Below are 15,307 nucleotides of genomic sequence, written 5' to 3'. Positions count from 1 at the left end.
CAACAGGCGGCAGTGTCCCCCAAGGAAAACACTGCCGCCTGCTGTCATCTGCGGAAGGGTGCTAGTGCTCAGAAGCGCTGGACGTCTTGAGCGGGACTTCCTTGCCGTCGGCGTCAATCAGCTTGCCGTTCTCAAAGCGGTCGCCTTCGCTGAGGCACTTGATGTCCTCTTCGCTGACAACGCGGTCAGTGCCCGCCACAAACACCGACTGGTTGTCCGAGTTGCCGGCCTTGAAGTGGTTGAAGAGGATGTTCAGCAGGATGGCCATGACGGCAGCCGAGCTGATGCCGGAGTGGAAGATCGTGGCGAACCAGGAGGGGAACTGGTCGTAGAACTTCGGGGCGGCGATCGGGATCATGCCGAAGCCAATCGAGGCCGCCACGATGATCAGGTTCATGTTGTTCTTGTACTCAACCTTGGCCAGGGTACGGATACCGCTGGCGGCCACCGTACCGAAGAGCACGACGCCGGCGCCGCCCAGGACGGGCGTCGGAACCGCTGCGACTACTCGCCCAAGAATCGGCAGGAGACCGAGGATCACCAGGATGAGGCCGCCGGCACTGACCACGAAGCGGCTCTTGATGCCCGTGATGGCCACGAGACCAACGTTCTGGGCAAAGGCACTCTGCGTGAAGGAATTGAACAGCGGGGAGATGGCGCTGGAGAGCATATCTGCGCGGAGGCCGTCGCCGATGCGGCGTGAATCAACCTTGGTGTCCACGATCTCGCCCACTGCGATGATGTCTGCCGAGGTCTCAGTGAGTGTCACCAGGATGACGATGAGCATGGAGATGATCGCGGCGATTTCAAACGTGGGAGCGCCGAAAGCGAACGGCGTGGGGAATGCGACGATGTCGCCCTGGCCAACCTTGGAGAAGTCAGCCATGCCCGCAATCAACGCGATGATGGTGCCGATGACCATGGCCAGCAGGATGGAGAGCCGGGAGATGGCGGCGTTGCCAACCTTGCTCAGGAGCAGGACAACACCCATGGTTGCTGCGGCCAGGCCGATGTTGGCCATGCTGCCGTAGTTGTCAGCCTTGGCGTTGCCACCCATGGCCCAGTTCGCGGCCACCGGCATCAGGGTGAGCCCAATGGTGGTGATGACTGTGCCGGTAACTACGGGCGGGAAGAATTTGATGATCTTGGAGAACAGGGGTGTGATTGCCAGGCCAATCAACGAGGCAACAATCACTGATCCGAACACCGCTTGGATCCCGCCGCCACCTTGGACGATCGCCACCATGGTGGAGACTCCGGCGAACGACACGCCCTGGACCAACGGCAGCTGCGAGCCGAACCACGGGATGCCCACCGTCTGCAGGATGGTGGCCAGGCCGCCAACGAACAAACAGGCGGCGATCAACAGGCCGATGTCCTGTGAGTTCATGCCGGCCGCCGCGCCGATGATCAGGGGCGGGGCAATGATTCCGCCATACATGGTGAGGACGTGCTGGAAGCCGTAAGCGAAGGTGCTTCCGATGGAGAGTCGCTTGTCCTCGGGCCGCTCGGGTCGTCCTGCGCGTTCTGCGCGGGACGAGGTGGTATTCGCGGGGCGGGACTTCTTCTTGATGTTCATGGCAGACTTTCTGGGTTCATGGCAGACGTCTTCGTCTGGCTAACTGTGTCTGGCTAACAAATCTTTGGTTTTTGGGGTTGGCATTGTGTGCAGGTCCTGCCTTTACGGGGCGCCGTTGGGGGGACCTGCACACAAACCCTTGAGATGGTGCGGCTTAGTCCGCGTTTGGTGCGGGTTTAGCAGAAGCCGGCGATGCCGCTCCATGCCACCGGTGCAGCCTCGATGTTCTCGCGCTGGACCGTGGCTTCGATGAGGCCGTACGGGCGATCCGCGGCGAAGAAGACCTCGTTGGGGTTGTCCAAGCCGAACGGGCTCAGGTCAACCAGGAAGTGGTGCTTGTTGGGCATGGAGAACTTGATCTCATCCACTTCGCTGTGTGCTTCCAAGACCTTCTTGCCCATGTCGAACAGCGTCTGCTGCAGTGCGTGGGAGTAGTTCTCGGTGAAGCCTTCAAGCAGGAGTGCCTTGATGTCCTCGTAGCTCTTGTTGAAGTCCGTGCCGGCGAAGTCCACGTTGGTGTTGTAGCGCCAGCGGGCGGATACATCGGTGGCCAGGATGCGGTCGGTGGTCTCCGGCAGGGTGGTGTACTTGTCGCGCGGGTAGCCGACAAAACCGGACTGCGTGGTCTTCAGGACGGTCAGGTCCTTGAGGCCGCTGATGACGTGCGTGGTTGCGCCATCACGGACGACGACGGCGGTACGCACCTCTTGCCCGTTGCGGACGAAGCTGTGGTCGTGTCCCTCGCCGTGGGCCTGGATGCGATCCCAGCTGTAGGCTTCGGCTTCCCAGCGGCCACCGGTAACCCAGTCGAATCCGCCGGTGAAGTGGTCTGCGAGGCGAAGCAGGAAGGACTCGGGTGAGCCGATGCCTTCACGGGCGAAGGCGTAAACCGTGTTCTTCTGGGTGTCGGTGGCAACGACGTGGCCGTTGTCGCCTTCGAGGTGGGCCGCCTGGAAGTCACCGCGCAGCTGCGAGGTGACGTTCAAATCTTCGATGTGGTGGCGGTCGGTATCCCGGGTGACCTTGACGACGCGGACTTCTGCTTTGCCGTACTGGTTTTCGCCGAGGACGATGTTGTTGCTCATGGTCATATCCCAACTTCTGTGAGGTGGAACCTAGGTTCCATCAATGAAATTAAGCGCGTGTTTCCACTGCGTTTCTGGTGGAGCCGACCCAACAAAAAAGAGCCGACATCCATTGATGCCAGCTCATTACGACCCTGCCTGCTGCTCTCAGGTTACGTGACCTACGCCACGAACTCATTCGAGAGTAGCGCACTATTTCGTCTTGTGTATACGGGTTCCCGTGGATCGTTATGAACCATCCAAATGTGACCGGGGCAACTCGGTATGGCTTCTCGGGGGTCTTGACGGCTCGTTTCCCGACTGCCTACACTTTCCACATAACAATAAAAGTTTTCCGAAGAGCGGAAACTGAGTGCATGTGAAAGAGGAGGAACAGATGGACTCGAAGGATACGAACAACGTCGTGGAATTCCCGGCGCCGGGTCAGGAGCTGTACCTGCCTTTCGGTGCGACAGATCCGGACTTCTACATTCCGGCCGACTGTGACCGCAAAGCCGGCGGGTTCTCCCGTTGGCTGCGCGCGCTCCCTGTGTTCGGCCGGCAGCGCCCCTAGGCACTTAGGGGCGCGGACTCTGCGCAACAGAGCCAAAGAGGCGGGCGATACCTGGGGAGGTATCGCCCGCCTTTCCGCATGCTGCCTGCACCGCCTCCGCTCCGCCGCCCGTTTCGACCCTTCGCTGCGTAGGGTGCCGTGCGCGACATCGAGTGCGCAGCGAGCCCACGAATTGGGTGGCCCTATTCCTGGAGAGCGCGCAGGAGTCGAACCTTGAACTCGTGCTCGCGGAAAAGGTCCTGCCACGTGATCCGGATGAACCTCCAGCCGAGTTCCATGAGGGCCTTTTCGCGCTGGCGCTCCCGGTAGATCACTTCGTCGGTGGGGGCGTAGTCGAAGTACTTGACCTTCCCGTCAAACTCCAACGCCAACCTCTTCGCACGCCACGCGAAGTCCAGGCGGTGTTTGCCCTTATTGGTAATTACCTCAACTTGCAGCTCAGGCATGGCGATTCCCAGCCGTTGGATCAGTTCACGGGTAAGCGTTTCACCTGGTGATTCCGATTTTTGATCGGCATTCTCCAGAGCCCTTCGAAGATTAATGACGCCATTCCGCCCACCCAGGCTGTGGCACATGTCCTGCAAAACAAGGGCGTTGGCACCCATCCTGAGCGCGTGGTCCACCACGATGAGGCATTGCTTGAAGTTGAGCATGAGGCAACAGTCCACGACGGTTCGTTCCAGGGACGTGCATGGCATGCCCTGCACGGTTTCCACCTCTAGGGGACTCAATGCCCGCGTGTGTGGAATAACGTCAACGCCGTGCGAAGTGCGGGATGGGGTTGTCACGGTGTTGATGTGTACGCGGTCATCCACATCCCAGAGAAACAAGCCGTGGAGGCGGGCGGCGGAGGTGTGGCTGTAGACAAAGCCGCCGGCCGCCGTCGTGAGTGTTCCGTGGGCATGTGCGGCAATCAGCTGACGGCTTCGAATCCAGGGTTTCTGCGCCTCCCAGGTGCTGCCGCGGATGTAACAGCCTCGGCGAAGCCGGACCAAAACTCCGCTCCGCACCAAGGCTGCAATTTTCCGATCATTGAATCCGGCAGCGTGAAGTTCTTCTGTTCGCCACAGATCCATACCTTCAGGGAGTTTGCGCTGGGTAATCCTCGTCATCTGACCAGCCTCGAAGGTGCGCGGCTCGGGGAAAAGGATCCAATTGCCCTATGTGGAAAACGCCCGATTCGTGGAATCGCTGCGTGCTGTGCCGAACGCACGGCATAGTACGCAGCGAACCATCGAATCGGGCGAGGCCTCAGCGCCCCGGAGCTACCCCGCCACCAGCTTCCGGGCCGCGGCCGAGTGCTCGGCGATCAGCCCGGCCACATCCAGCCCTGGAATCGCGCCATCAACAACCCGCCAAACACCCCCAACCATCACACGATCAGCGCGGTCAGCCCCGCAGAGCAACAACGCAGCTACGGGATCGTGGCTGCCGGAGAAACGCAGCTCGTCCGGCTTGAACAGGGCGAGGTCTGCTTGGAAACCCGGAGCCAACTGGCCGATATCGGAGCGCCCCAGGACTGCGGCGGAGCCACGGGTGGCCCAGCCGAGTGCACGTTCCACGGGAACGGACGCTCCGTAGCGGAGCCGCTGCAAATACAGGGCCTGCCTGGCTTCAAGGATCATGTTGGAAGCGTCATTGGACGCAGATCCGTCCACACCCAGACCCACGGGAACACCCGCAGCCTCGAGTTCCAGGACCCGCGCGGTGCCGGATGCCAGGCGCATGTTCGACGTCGGGCAGTGGGCCACCGCTGTTCCGGCAGCACCCAACCGCGCAATTTCCTCGTCATTGAAGTGGATGCCGTGTCCAAGCCAGGTACGTGAACCCAACCAGCCCACGGACTCCAGGTAGTCCACGGTCCGCAGCCCAAACATGGACTGGCAGAAGTCTTCCTCGTCGATCGTTTCGGCAAGGTGAGTATGGAGCCGGACGTCGAACCGTTCGGCCATGGCAGCGCTTTCGGCCATGATTTCCTTGGTCACCGAGAATGGCGAGCAGGGGGCGAGGGCGATCTGAACAACTGCCCCGTCACCCGTCTCGTGGTACCGGCGAATGAGCCGTTCGCTGTCCGCAAGGATCGCCTCAGGTGACTGGACCGTGGTGCGGGGCGGCAGCCCGCCGTCGTCCTCTCCCAAGGTCATGGAGCCGCGGGTCAGCGTGGCCCGCATTCCGATGGCCCGGACTGCGGCCACTTCGATGTCGATTGCGTCTTCCATGCCGTCGGGGAAGAGGTAGTGGTGGTCGGCGGCGGTGGTGCAGCCTGAAAGCAGCAGCTCGGCCAGTGCCACTTGCACGGCTAGTTCGAGGCTGCGCGGGGTGAGCCGGGCCCATACCGGGTAGAGGTTCTGCAGCCAGGGGAACAGGGGCGCGTTGGCCACGGGACCCCAGGCGCGGGTGAGGGTTTGGTAGAAGTGGTGGTGCGTGTTGATGAGCCCCGGGAGAACCACGTGCCCGGATGCATCAAAAACGGTTGCGGGAGAAGAAGGTTGCCCGCCCGAAGGCACCAGCTCAATGATGGCGCCGGAGTCGGAAACCACCAGGCCGCCGCCGGCGTCGTGGTCATTTGCGGTGAAGATACCCAGCGGGTTCTTGATCCAAAGTGGGGTCATTGCAGGTTCCTTGTCTGGTCGGCATGTATGCGTTCCAGCTCAGTTAGGCCCTGTCTGCTGATCCAGGTTGCCGGACCGTCAGAACGCGGCCCAGTCCGAAAAGCGTAAAGTGCTCGACGACGGCAGTCAACGCTTGCGGGCGGGCTGCGGTCATATTCGGGCACCAGGACCGCAGGGTAAGTAATTTCGCATGACGAAATTAAGTTTTCAAAAAACTATGGCGCGGCTCACAAACCTGGTGCTACGCTCTAACTGCCAAAGGCGGGCACCCGGACCTCGGGAAGCTATCTACCAGGCGCAACTTAACCTTCATCGCACATGCTGAAGCCTGGTAACCAAGCTAACTGGAGCTCATCTCTGTAGCGCCCCCAAACAGGTCACCTGGCTTCCTCAGCACTAAGGAAGTCGCAACATGAGTACAACCGTCACGGCCGAGCAATTCCTGGCCACATCCATTGAGCTGGCAACAGCCAATGTCCTCAACAGTGGGGGCCCCTTCGGCGCCGTCATTGTCACCGCGGACGGACGAGCCTTCGAAGGCGTCAACCGCGTCACCGCCACGAACGATCCCACCGCACACGCAGAAGTCACGGCAATCCGTAACGCCTGCCGCGAACTGGGCACCTTCGATCTCAGCGGAGCAACCCTCTACACCAGCTGCGAGCCATGCCCCATGTGCCTGGCCTCCGCACTCTGGGCACGCGTTGACCGCGTGTTTTTTGCCGCAGACCGTCACGACGCCGCATCCGTTGGCTTCGATGACGCCGTCTTCTACGAATACTTCGAGAACGACAACCGGGACGCGCTGATGCCGGTAGCCAAGCTGGAACTGGGCGACCCCCAGGCTCCGGAGGCCCTCCAGCCGTTCACCACATGGAACACGCTTGATTCCAGGATTGACTACTAGGGCCCGGTGGCTGACATGACAATCCTGGACAATTCAGCTGAGAAGCAGGCTGCACTCTTTCCCAAGGGAGACGGCGCAGAGCCCACAGCTGCAAAGCACACGGCAACCGGCTTGGCAGATGGCAACAAGAAGCCCCCGGTGTCGAACTCCTTCCTGGATAAGTTCTTCCAGATCTCCAAGCGTGGCTCCACGTTGGCCCGCGAATTCCGCGGCGGCTTGGTCACCTTCTTCACCATGGCGTACATCGTCATCCTCAATCCGCTCATCCTGGGTGGTTTCTCGGCAGACAACGCCCCTGTGGACGTTGCCGGGGGGTGGCTGTCGGCTGCGCAAGTAGGCGCCGTCACCGGCCTGACCGCCGGCGTCATGACCATCATTTTCGGTCTCGTCGCGAACCTCCCGTTCGGCCTTGCCGCCGGCCTGGGCATCAACTCGTTCCTCGCCGTCGCGGTCATTCAGGAAGTCACGTGGCCCGAAGCCATGGGCCTGGTGGTTATCAACGGCATCCTGATCGTCATCTTCGGTGCCACCGGAGCCCGGACGGCGATCTTCAAGGCAGTCCCCAAGGAGCTCAAGGCCGCCATCACCGTTGGCATCGGCCTGTTCATTGCCTTCATTGGCTTCGTGGACTCCGGCTTTGTCCGCGCCACCACAGGCGGACCGCCGGTTCAGCTGGGGGACAACGGCTCCATCACGTCCATCCCCACCCTCGTCTTCATTGTTGGACTGCTGACCATGGGCATCCTCGTGGCACGCAAAATCCAGGGCGGCCTGCTGATCGGCATCGTCGCCACCACTGTCCTCGCCGCTGTAGCCGAGGCCGTGTTCCGGATTGGTCCCGGAAGCGCCCAGAACCCCGGCGGCTGGCACCTGAATGTCCCCATCCTGTCCAGCCAGCTGGTTTCGGTCCCGGATCTGAGCCTGGTAGGCCAGTTCGATCTGTTCGGCTCCTTCGCCAGGATCGGCGGATTGGCGGCCACCATGTTGGTCTTCACTTTGGTGTTCACCAACTTCTTCGACGCTATGGGCACCATGACGGGCCTGGCCAAGAGCGCTGGCGTGGCACACAAGGACGGTACGTTCCCCAAGCTGAAGTCGGCCTTCATTGTTGAAGGCATGGGCGCAGTGGTGGGCGGCGCAACGTCCGGTTCGTCCAACACCGTGTACATCGACTCGGCGGCGGGCATCGGCGAAGGCGCACGCACCGGCCTGGCCTCAGTGGTCACCGGCTTGCTGTTCCTGGGTTCCATGTTCTTCACACCGCTCACCTCCGTGGTTCCGCTGGAAGTTGCAGCTGCAGCCCTGGTGGTAGTGGGTGCCATGATGATGGCCCAGATCCGGGAGATCAAGTTCACCAAGTTCTCCATCGCACTCCCGGCGTTCCTGACCATCGTGACCATGCCCCTGACGTACTCCATCGCCAACGGCATCGGTGTCGGCTTCATCTCCTTCGCCGTCATTAGCGCGGCGTCGGGCAAGGCCAAGAAGGTCCACCCGCTGATGTGGGTTGTCACGGCGGGCTTCATCATCTACTTCGCCCGGGGCCCCATCAACGCCCTGATGGGCGTCTAACCAGGAGCCGCACCCCGCGCCGGCGGGCACCATTCCGGCACTCTGATCGACGGTCCGCCGGTACCCACCGCACGAATAGGCGTCCGCCGTCGTGGTCCTTCCCGCCTTTACGGACTGGAAAAGGCACGACGGCGGGCGGCGGCTGGTTACCGCGCGCTCCGTCAGGGAACGGGGGCAGGGAGATGAAGCCCTTGCCCCCGTTCCTATGAACTCTTGCTGATTGAACTTTTGCTGATTACCTGCGACTACCCCTCAACATCCTCTGTCAATGAGAATATGAGGCAAGATCGCGCACTGCTCCGGACGGGCCACCCCGCCGGGACACCTGGAATAAGGATGTGTTGCCATGCTGGATCTGATGCCTTCACTGGGCAGCTGGCGGCCTGCGGTCTCCGGCCAATTGTGTGCTGTGGCCACGATCGTAGGGACCGGCGGCTCCGTGCCGAGGCCCCTGGGGACTTCCATGATGGTCTCCGAAGACGGCGAAATCCTGGGCAGCTTGTCCGGAGGTTGCGTGGAAGGCGCCGTGGTGGAGGCGGCCTTGGAAGCAATGCGCGACGGCGGCCCTCGCCTTGAGTCTTTTGGCTACAGTTCCGAGGACGCGTTCGCCGTTGGACTCACCTGTGGAGGGGAACTGGAAGTCCACATCCAGCCGCTCATGGCTGGATCGCCCGAACTTTCCGTGTTTGCTGAAGCGAAGCGTCCAGCGGCCCTGATCCGCCGGCTCGATGCTGAGGGGGGAGTCATGGTGGTCCATGATCCTGTCCGGTTCCGTGCCATGGAATCCGAGGAACTCGCCAAATTGCTGGGCGACCACCCCTCCACACTTTTCGCTGCCGCTGCCCAGCTGGAGCCGCTGCTCCAAGGCGGCCGTGCCGGCCTGGTTCGCTTGGCGCCGCCGGAGGGATGCATCGATGGCTGGATGACCACCGAAAGGCTGGCCATGCCTCCACAGGAAGAAGCCCAGCCGGAGCCCATCACGCTGTTTGTCGAAAGCCGTTTGCCGGCAGCACGGATGCTGATCTTCGGTGCCAACGACTTCAGCGCAGCCCTTCTGCCTGCCGGGCAGCTGCTCGGCTACAACGTCACCCTTTGCGACGCCCGGCCTGCCTTCTCGACGCAGAGCCGCTTTGCCGGAGCAGAGCAAGTGGTCACCGAGTGGCCGCACCGCTACCTCGAATCGGAGGCAGCGGCAGGACGCATCGACGCCCGCACGGTGGTGTGCATCCTGACCCACGACCCCAAGTTCGATGTCCCCTTGCTCGAAAGCGCCCTCCGGTTGAGGCTGGCATATGTTGGGGCAATGGGCTCGCGGCGCAGCCACCGCCAACGGATCGACGCCCTGCTTGAGGCAGGCACGCCGTTGGAGTCCCTGGAACGGCTGCACTCGCCCATCGGCCTGAACCTCGGCGCCGTGACTCCTGCCGAGGTCGCCGTGTCCATCACGGCAGAAATCATCGCCCACCGCGGTGCCGGCGGACAAACCAGCACCCCCGGGTTTCCTTCCCTCAGGGACAGCACCGGCCCCATTCACCCAGCCCCGATTAGTCCAACCCCGATACAGGCGGCTGCCCAACACCTCACTCAGGAGGACCCATGGACATGAACACGATCGAGGCCGTGGTCCCCACCACGGACCCGGCACAATGGCGCGACGGCGACGCCTGGCTCGCCGGAGGAACGGTCCTCTTCTCCTACGGCAGCAACGTCCTGAAGCGGCTCCTTGACCTCGGCCAAGCAGAATGGCCCACTATCACTTTCACTGACCAGGGCGTCGAACTGGCCGCCACCTGCACTGTCGCGGAGCTCTACGCCCTGCCGCTGGCCGCGGAAGCAGCCAACCGTGAATGGCCCGGACTGGCACTGATCCGCCCGTGCTGCGACTCGTTCGTGGCCTCGTTCAAGATCTGGAACATGTCCACCGTGGGTGGCAACATCTGCACCGGCCTGCCGGCGGGGCCAATGACCTCACTCTGCGCAGGCCTGGACGGCGTCGCCACCATCCTCAGCCCGGACGGCAGCAGCCGGGATGTTCCGGTGGCGGATGTCGTCACCGGGGATATGCAGACTCTCCTGGCACCGGGGGAACTGCTCCGCAGCATCCATCTTCCCGCGTCCGCATTGTCCGCCCGCGTCGCTTTCCGGCGTTTATCGCTTAGCAACCTTGGCCGTTCCGGTGTGCTCCTGATCGGGCGGCTCGATCCCGACGGCGCCCTGGTCATCACCGTCACCGCGTCCACTAAACGGCCTGTGCAACTGAGGTTCCCCGCAGGTCAGGTTCCTGACGCCGGGACGCTGGCTGACGCCGTCGGCGATTCCATTCCGTGGCCGCTGTACCACGACGACATCCACGGGCTCCCTGCCTGGCGGCGGGACATGACGTTCAAGCTTGCCGAGGAGATCAGGGCGGAGCTGCTGGGCGAGTCCATGAGCGTGTCCGGTGATTTTTGGCCGCCGCATAACACCTCGCCCCAGCTGTCCACCCAGCCCACCACATCAAGCACCCAGCAGAAGGAGGCCCCGAATGGCAATTGAGATCAACGGAACTGCCTCGCAGGCCACCCCCCGCCCCGGCCAGTGCTTGCGCACGTTCCTCCGCGAAGAGGGCAATTTTGGCGTCAAGAAAGGCTGCGACGGCGGTGACTGCGGTGCGTGCACCGTGCACGTTGACGGCATGCCCGTCCACAGCTGCATTTACCCTGCTGTCCGTGCCGAGGGCAAAGCGGTCACCACCATCGAGGGCCTCGCCTCCGCTGATGGGCTGCACCCTGTGCAGGAGCAGTTCCTGGAGGCCCAGGGGTTCCAGTGCGGTTTCTGCACCGCCGGCATGATGATGACCGCTGCAACGTTCGACGACGAGCAGCGCGCCAACCTGCCCCGCAACCTCAAGGGCAATCTGTGCCGCTGCACCGGCTACCGCTCCATCGCGGACGCGGTCTGTGGCCACGGCAGCGATCACCAGCACGACGCCGGTGCGGACGTTTCGGGGGCCCAGACAGTTTCGGGGGCGCATTCCGTGTCGGGTACTCAGCCGCCAGTCGCTGTAGAAGCGACGCCGGGCCAGCTCGGCGACAACGTTCCGGCACCCGCCGGCCAGGCGATCGTCACCGGAACTGCCCGTTACACCCTTGATGTTCCGGCTGAGCAACTTCCGGGCTTGCTGCACATGAAGTTGCTGCGTTCGCCGCACCCGCATGCCCGGATCGTGTCCATCGACAAAGCGCCTGCTCTGGCAGTTCCCGGCGTCGTGGCGGTCTTCACTTATGAGGATGCTCCGCAGCTTCTGTTCTCCACAGCCCAACACGAGAATTACACGGACGACCCCGACGACACCCGTGTGCTGGACAACGTGGTGCGGTTCATCGGGCAACGGGTTGCAGCGGTGGTGGCTGAGTCCGTGGGCGCAGCCGAGGCTGGTGCGCGGGCCTTGGAAGTGCAGTACGAACTCCTGGAACCGGTGTTCACTCCGCAGGAAGCCATCCTCCCCGGCGCCCCGGCGATTCACGGTGAAAAGGACGGCGTCTTCTCCCGGATTTCCCGCCCGCATCACAACGTAGTGGCCGAGGTCCACGCCGAACTGGGTAGCGTGGCCGACGGCTTCGCGGCTGCCGACTTTATCCACGAGCACACCTACAAGACGCAGCGGGTCCAGCACGTGGCCATGGAAACCCACGCGTCCATTGCCTGGCTTGATGAGGATGGCCGCTTGATGATCCGGTCCTCCACGCAGGTTCCCTTCCTGGTGAAGAGGACCCTGAGCCGGGTGTTCAACCTGGCGCCGGAGACCATCCGCGTAGTTGCCGGCAGGGTTGGCGGCGGATTCGGCGGAAAACAGGAAGTCCTCACTGAGGATCTTGTAGCCCTCGCGGCCCTGGCCCTTCGCAGGCCGGTGCAGTTGGAGTTCACCCGCACGGAGCAGTTCACGTCAACCACCACCCGGCACCCCTTCACCATCAAGCTCAAGGCCGGCGCCAGCCGCGATGGGTATCTCACAGCGCTCCAGCTGGACGTCCTTACCAACACCGGCGCCTACGGAAACCACGCTCCCGGTGTGATGTTCCACGGCTGTGGAGAATCGCTGGCCGTCTACAAGTGTGTGAACAAGAAGGTTGACGCCCACGCGGTCTACACCAACACCGTCCCAGCAGGCGCTTTTCGGGGCTATGGGTTGAGCCAGATGATCTTCGCGATCGAGTCGGCCATTGACGAACTCGCCATCGGCATCGGCATGGATCCGCTCGAGTTCCGGCTCAAGAACATGGTTCGGCCCGGCGATCACATGCTCTCCACAACACCCGAGCCCGAGGAAGACGTCCACTACGGCAGCTACGGCCTGGACCAGTGCGTGGCGTTGGTCCGGGACGCGCTGGACCGTGGCAAGGAACGCTACCGCGCCGCGGGCTTGGATGATCTGGGGCCGGACTGGGTGGTGGGGGAGGGCTCGGCCTTGTCCATGATCGACACCGTCCCGCCCCGCGGCCACTTCGCCCACACCCGGGTGAGCCTGGAAGCGGACGGAAGGTTCGCCGTCGACGTCGGTACTGCCGAATTCGGGAACGGCACCACAACTGTTCATGCGCAACTGGCTGCCACCGCGCTGGCCACGACCGCGTCCAAAGTGACCGTGCGTCAGTCGGATACCGACCTCGTGGAGCACGACACCGGTGCGTTCGGTTCTGCCGGCACGGTGGTGGCCGGGAAGGCGACGCTCGGGGCCGCGCTGGAACTCGCCACGCGGATCCAGACGGTTGCGGCGTCGTTGACGGGAGCCGCCCTGACGGATTGCCGTTTGGTGGATGGCGCCGTTGAATGCGGCGATCGCACGGTGGAGCTGAAAGAAATCGTCGACGCCGCCCGGCTGCAAGGCGTTCGGCTCGCCACGGACGGCAACTGGGGAGGAACGCCGCGGTCGGTCGCATTCAACGTGCACGGGTTCAGGGTTGCTGTTAATACGGGAACCGGTGAGCTGCGGATCCTGCAAAGTGTCCAGGCCGCCGATGCCGGTGTTGTGGTGAATCCGCGGCAGTGCCGCGGCCAGATCGAGGGCGGCATTGCGCAGGCGCTCGGCGCGGTGCTGTACGAGGAAGTGAAAGTGGACGACGCCGGACGCGTCACCACGGACATCCTGCGGCAATATCACATTCCGTCGTTCGCGGACGTGCCCCGGAGCGAGGTCTACTTCGCAACCACTAACGACTCCACCGGCCCTCTGGGTGCAAAGTCCATGAGCGAGAGCCCGTTCAACCCCGTGGCTCCCGCCCTGGCCAACGCGATCCGCAACGCAACCGGAATCCGTTTCGGCGAGCTGCCCATCGCGCGGGACAAGATCTACCTGGCGCTCCGCGACCGCACCACTGCGCCCGTGTAGCCCAACTCACCCACCCACCCCGCAACCAACTGAGTCGCAGCAGAGCGCGTTTTGAGCCGTCAAAACGCGCTCTGCTGCGACTTACTTGGGTGAGACGGTGAGCTCCATGAACACGCTGTTGGGATCCAGGGTGTAGTCCCCGAACGGCGGGCACTCCGTAAATCCGTGCCGGGCATATAGCCTGCGGGCAGGAGCAAAGTAGTCTTCCGTTCCTGTCTCCAGGCTCACGCGCTCGTAGCCCCGCCGGGCCGCCTCGGCCACAATGTGCTCAAGCATCAGCGTGGCCACACCACGTCCGCGGGCACTGGCTGTGGTCCGCATGGACTTGATCTCGGCGTGCCCGGAAGAGAGCACCTTCAGCGCCCCACATCCCAGCAGAACCCCGTCCTCGCGTGCAGTCCAGAACGTGATCGACTCGTGCGACAACGCCGAATGGTCCAGGGCATGAACACTCTCCGCAGGGGAGGTGGCGAACATATCGGCCAAGTGCTCGCTCAGGAGCTGATGGACATCAGGGCGCGCGAGATCATCAGTTTCGATGCGGATCATGCCCCTAACTTACCCGCCTCTACCCGTCCAAAAGATGCAGTTGATCCTTGGTGTCCAGGTCTTCGCCGGAGCAGAGGTCGCTGCAGTCCACCAAGTCCACCAGGCCGGGATGCGCCTTGAGGAAGGAGCGCGCACCCGTGTCACCATTCGCGGCTGCGGCCGCTTCGGAGCGAAGCCCGACGTCGATAATCACCGGGTGCCTGCGTTTCAGGTGGCCGTGCTCATCAGGGTATGCGGCTGCGGTGACCCGGCCGGGACGGTGGCTGCCCAGCAGCCTGCTCACCGCCGTCGGGGTTAACCCGGGCTGGTCCACCAGCGCCACCATGATGCTGTTGCCTGGCGTGGCCGCGTCAATGCCGGCGCGGAAGGAACCGGCCATTCCTTTGGCCCAGTTCTGGTTCTCCACCACCGTATGAGTGCCCAAATCGGTGCTCCGCCGGACGTGGTCGGCCTCCGCGCCGAGCACCACCACAACTTCGCGGCAGCCGCCGTCGAACAGGGTGTCGGCCAAGACTTCCACCAAAGTCCTGCCCCGGAAGGGGAGCAGCGCCTTGGGGCCACGGCCCAGCCGTGTTCCGGCGCCTGCAGCGAGGAGCACGCCCGTGGTGGGGGCCGTGCCGGTGTCAGTCATATCCTCACGATACGCGCGGCGGTCCATGCGGTCTCTAGCTCCTAGGGGTTCTTTCCAAGAGATCTACCAATATCGGTTGTAGATTACCGATCAGTAGGGCTTTTGGTCGCCAGAAATGGCCGATATGGTCTTTGAGGGAGTTATGAAGTCAGCTCGGTACGCAATGTCGCGTGAAAGAACAGGGGAAAATGGCTGGCAGTTTTGAAATTCTCAAGGCAGGAACCAACTCATTCCGGTTCCGGCTGACCGCGGAGGATGGAACGGTTGTGGCAGTGTCGCCACAGTTTCCGAATCTGAAAGCTGTAGTGGCTGGTATCAACGCAGTTCGCGAGAACGCGGCAACCGGCTTCGTGGTTGATAGAAGGAACCTGGGCACCTGAGCCCGATTCCGCAAAACCCGTTCAACCACAAATTGGCGGCAGTGTTCTTCACGAACACTGCCGCCGCTTGT

General features: G+C 62.9%; 13 protein-coding genes. 7 read left to right on the top strand and 6 right to left on the bottom strand.

What is annotated here, in order from left to right; translation table 11 throughout:
• Positions 1–61 precede the first annotated feature (61 nt).
• Together LDN70_RS17140 and pucL are read right to left on the bottom strand one after the other, a co-directional pair.
• On the bottom strand, positions 62–1,579 hold the full coding sequence (locus LDN70_RS17140) for a nucleobase:cation symporter-2 family protein (protein ID WP_187697098.1): 1,518 nt from the start codon (positions 1,577–1,579) through the stop codon (positions 62–64).
• A 176-nt stretch (positions 1,580–1,755) separates the two neighbouring features.
• Positions 1,756–2,670, bottom strand: coding sequence for a factor-independent urate hydroxylase (gene pucL / locus LDN70_RS17135; RefSeq protein ID WP_223940882.1), 915 nt, complete (start codon positions 2,668–2,670; stop codon positions 1,756–1,758).
• A 370-nt stretch (positions 2,671–3,040) separates the two neighbouring features.
• On the opposite strand from pucL, the gene LDN70_RS17130 reads away from it, so the two are divergent.
• Positions 3,041–3,217: a hypothetical protein gene (locus LDN70_RS17130; RefSeq protein ID WP_014922716.1), complete on the top strand. Its 177-nt coding sequence runs from the start codon at positions 3,041–3,043 to the stop codon at positions 3,215–3,217.
• A gap of 182 nt (positions 3,218–3,399) precedes the next feature.
• On the opposite strand, the gene LDN70_RS17125 is transcribed toward LDN70_RS17130, so the two are convergent.
• On the bottom strand, positions 3,400–4,329 hold the full coding sequence (locus LDN70_RS17125) for a type IV toxin-antitoxin system AbiEi family antitoxin domain-containing protein (RefSeq protein WP_223940881.1): 930 nt from the start codon (positions 4,327–4,329) through the stop codon (positions 3,400–3,402).
• A 153-nt stretch (positions 4,330–4,482) separates the two neighbouring features.
• Positions 4,483–5,829 (bottom strand): 8-oxoguanine deaminase, encoded by a 1,347-nt coding sequence (locus tag LDN70_RS17120; protein ID WP_223940880.1) that lies wholly within the window; start codon positions 5,827–5,829, stop codon positions 4,483–4,485.
• Positions 5,830–6,241: 412 nt separating this feature from the next.
• Between LDN70_RS17120 and LDN70_RS17115 the strand changes: the two genes are divergently transcribed.
• The 5 genes from LDN70_RS17115 (at position 6,242) to LDN70_RS17095 (ending at position 13,676) form a co-directional block, all read left to right on the top strand.
• Complete coding sequence (locus tag LDN70_RS17115; protein WP_142937997.1) at positions 6,242–6,736, top strand: nucleoside deaminase; 495 nt, start codon at positions 6,242–6,244, stop codon at positions 6,734–6,736.
• A gap of 15 nt (positions 6,737–6,751) precedes the next feature.
• Positions 6,752–8,308, top strand: a complete 1,557-nt coding sequence (locus LDN70_RS17110; protein ID WP_223940879.1) for an NCS2 family permease — start codon at positions 6,752–6,754, stop codon at positions 8,306–8,308.
• Positions 8,309–8,654: 346 nt separating this feature from the next.
• Positions 8,655–9,914, top strand: coding sequence for an XdhC family protein (locus LDN70_RS17105; protein ID WP_223940878.1), 1,260 nt, complete (start codon positions 8,655–8,657; stop codon positions 9,912–9,914).
• Positions 9,905–10,843 carry an FAD binding domain-containing protein gene (locus LDN70_RS17100; RefSeq protein WP_142938000.1) on the top strand — a complete coding sequence of 313 codons (939 nt, stop codon included), beginning with the start codon at positions 9,905–9,907 and terminating at the stop codon, positions 10,841–10,843. Before LDN70_RS17105 ends, LDN70_RS17100 begins: the two co-directional genes overlap by 10 nt.
• The gene (locus LDN70_RS17095) at positions 10,833–13,676 is read left to right on the top strand and encodes a molybdopterin-dependent oxidoreductase (RefSeq protein ID WP_166842412.1); all 2,844 of its coding nucleotides are present in this window, start codon (positions 10,833–10,835) and stop codon (positions 13,674–13,676) included. Before LDN70_RS17100 ends, LDN70_RS17095 begins: the two co-directional genes overlap by 11 nt.
• Positions 13,677–13,757: 81 nt before the next feature.
• Here LDN70_RS17095 and LDN70_RS17090 read toward each other — a convergent pair whose 3' ends face one another.
• Positions 13,758–14,225: a GNAT family N-acetyltransferase gene (locus LDN70_RS17090; protein WP_223940877.1), complete on the bottom strand. Its 468-nt coding sequence runs from the start codon at positions 14,223–14,225 to the stop codon at positions 13,758–13,760.
• Positions 14,226–14,244: 19 nt separating this feature from the next.
• Positions 14,245–14,883 carry a nicotine blue oxidoreductase gene (gene nboR, locus LDN70_RS17085; RefSeq protein ID WP_142938003.1) on the bottom strand — a complete coding sequence of 213 codons (639 nt, stop codon included), beginning with the start codon at positions 14,881–14,883 and terminating at the stop codon, positions 14,245–14,247.
• Positions 14,884–15,044: 161 nt separating this feature from the next.
• Here nboR and LDN70_RS17080 point away from each other — a divergent pair, with 161 nt between their 5' ends.
• Positions 15,045–15,236: a YegP family protein gene (locus tag LDN70_RS17080; RefSeq protein WP_044569301.1), complete on the top strand. Its 192-nt coding sequence runs from the start codon at positions 15,045–15,047 to the stop codon at positions 15,234–15,236.
• Positions 15,237–15,307 lie beyond the last annotated feature (71 nt).

It is taken from the genome of Arthrobacter sp. StoSoilB22 (assembly GCF_019977315.1).
Lineage (GTDB): Bacteria > Actinomycetota > Actinomycetes > Actinomycetales > Micrococcaceae > Arthrobacter.
The sequence above is the reverse complement of the archived record's forward strand: the minus strand, read 5'-3'. Positions and strand labels throughout refer to the sequence as shown.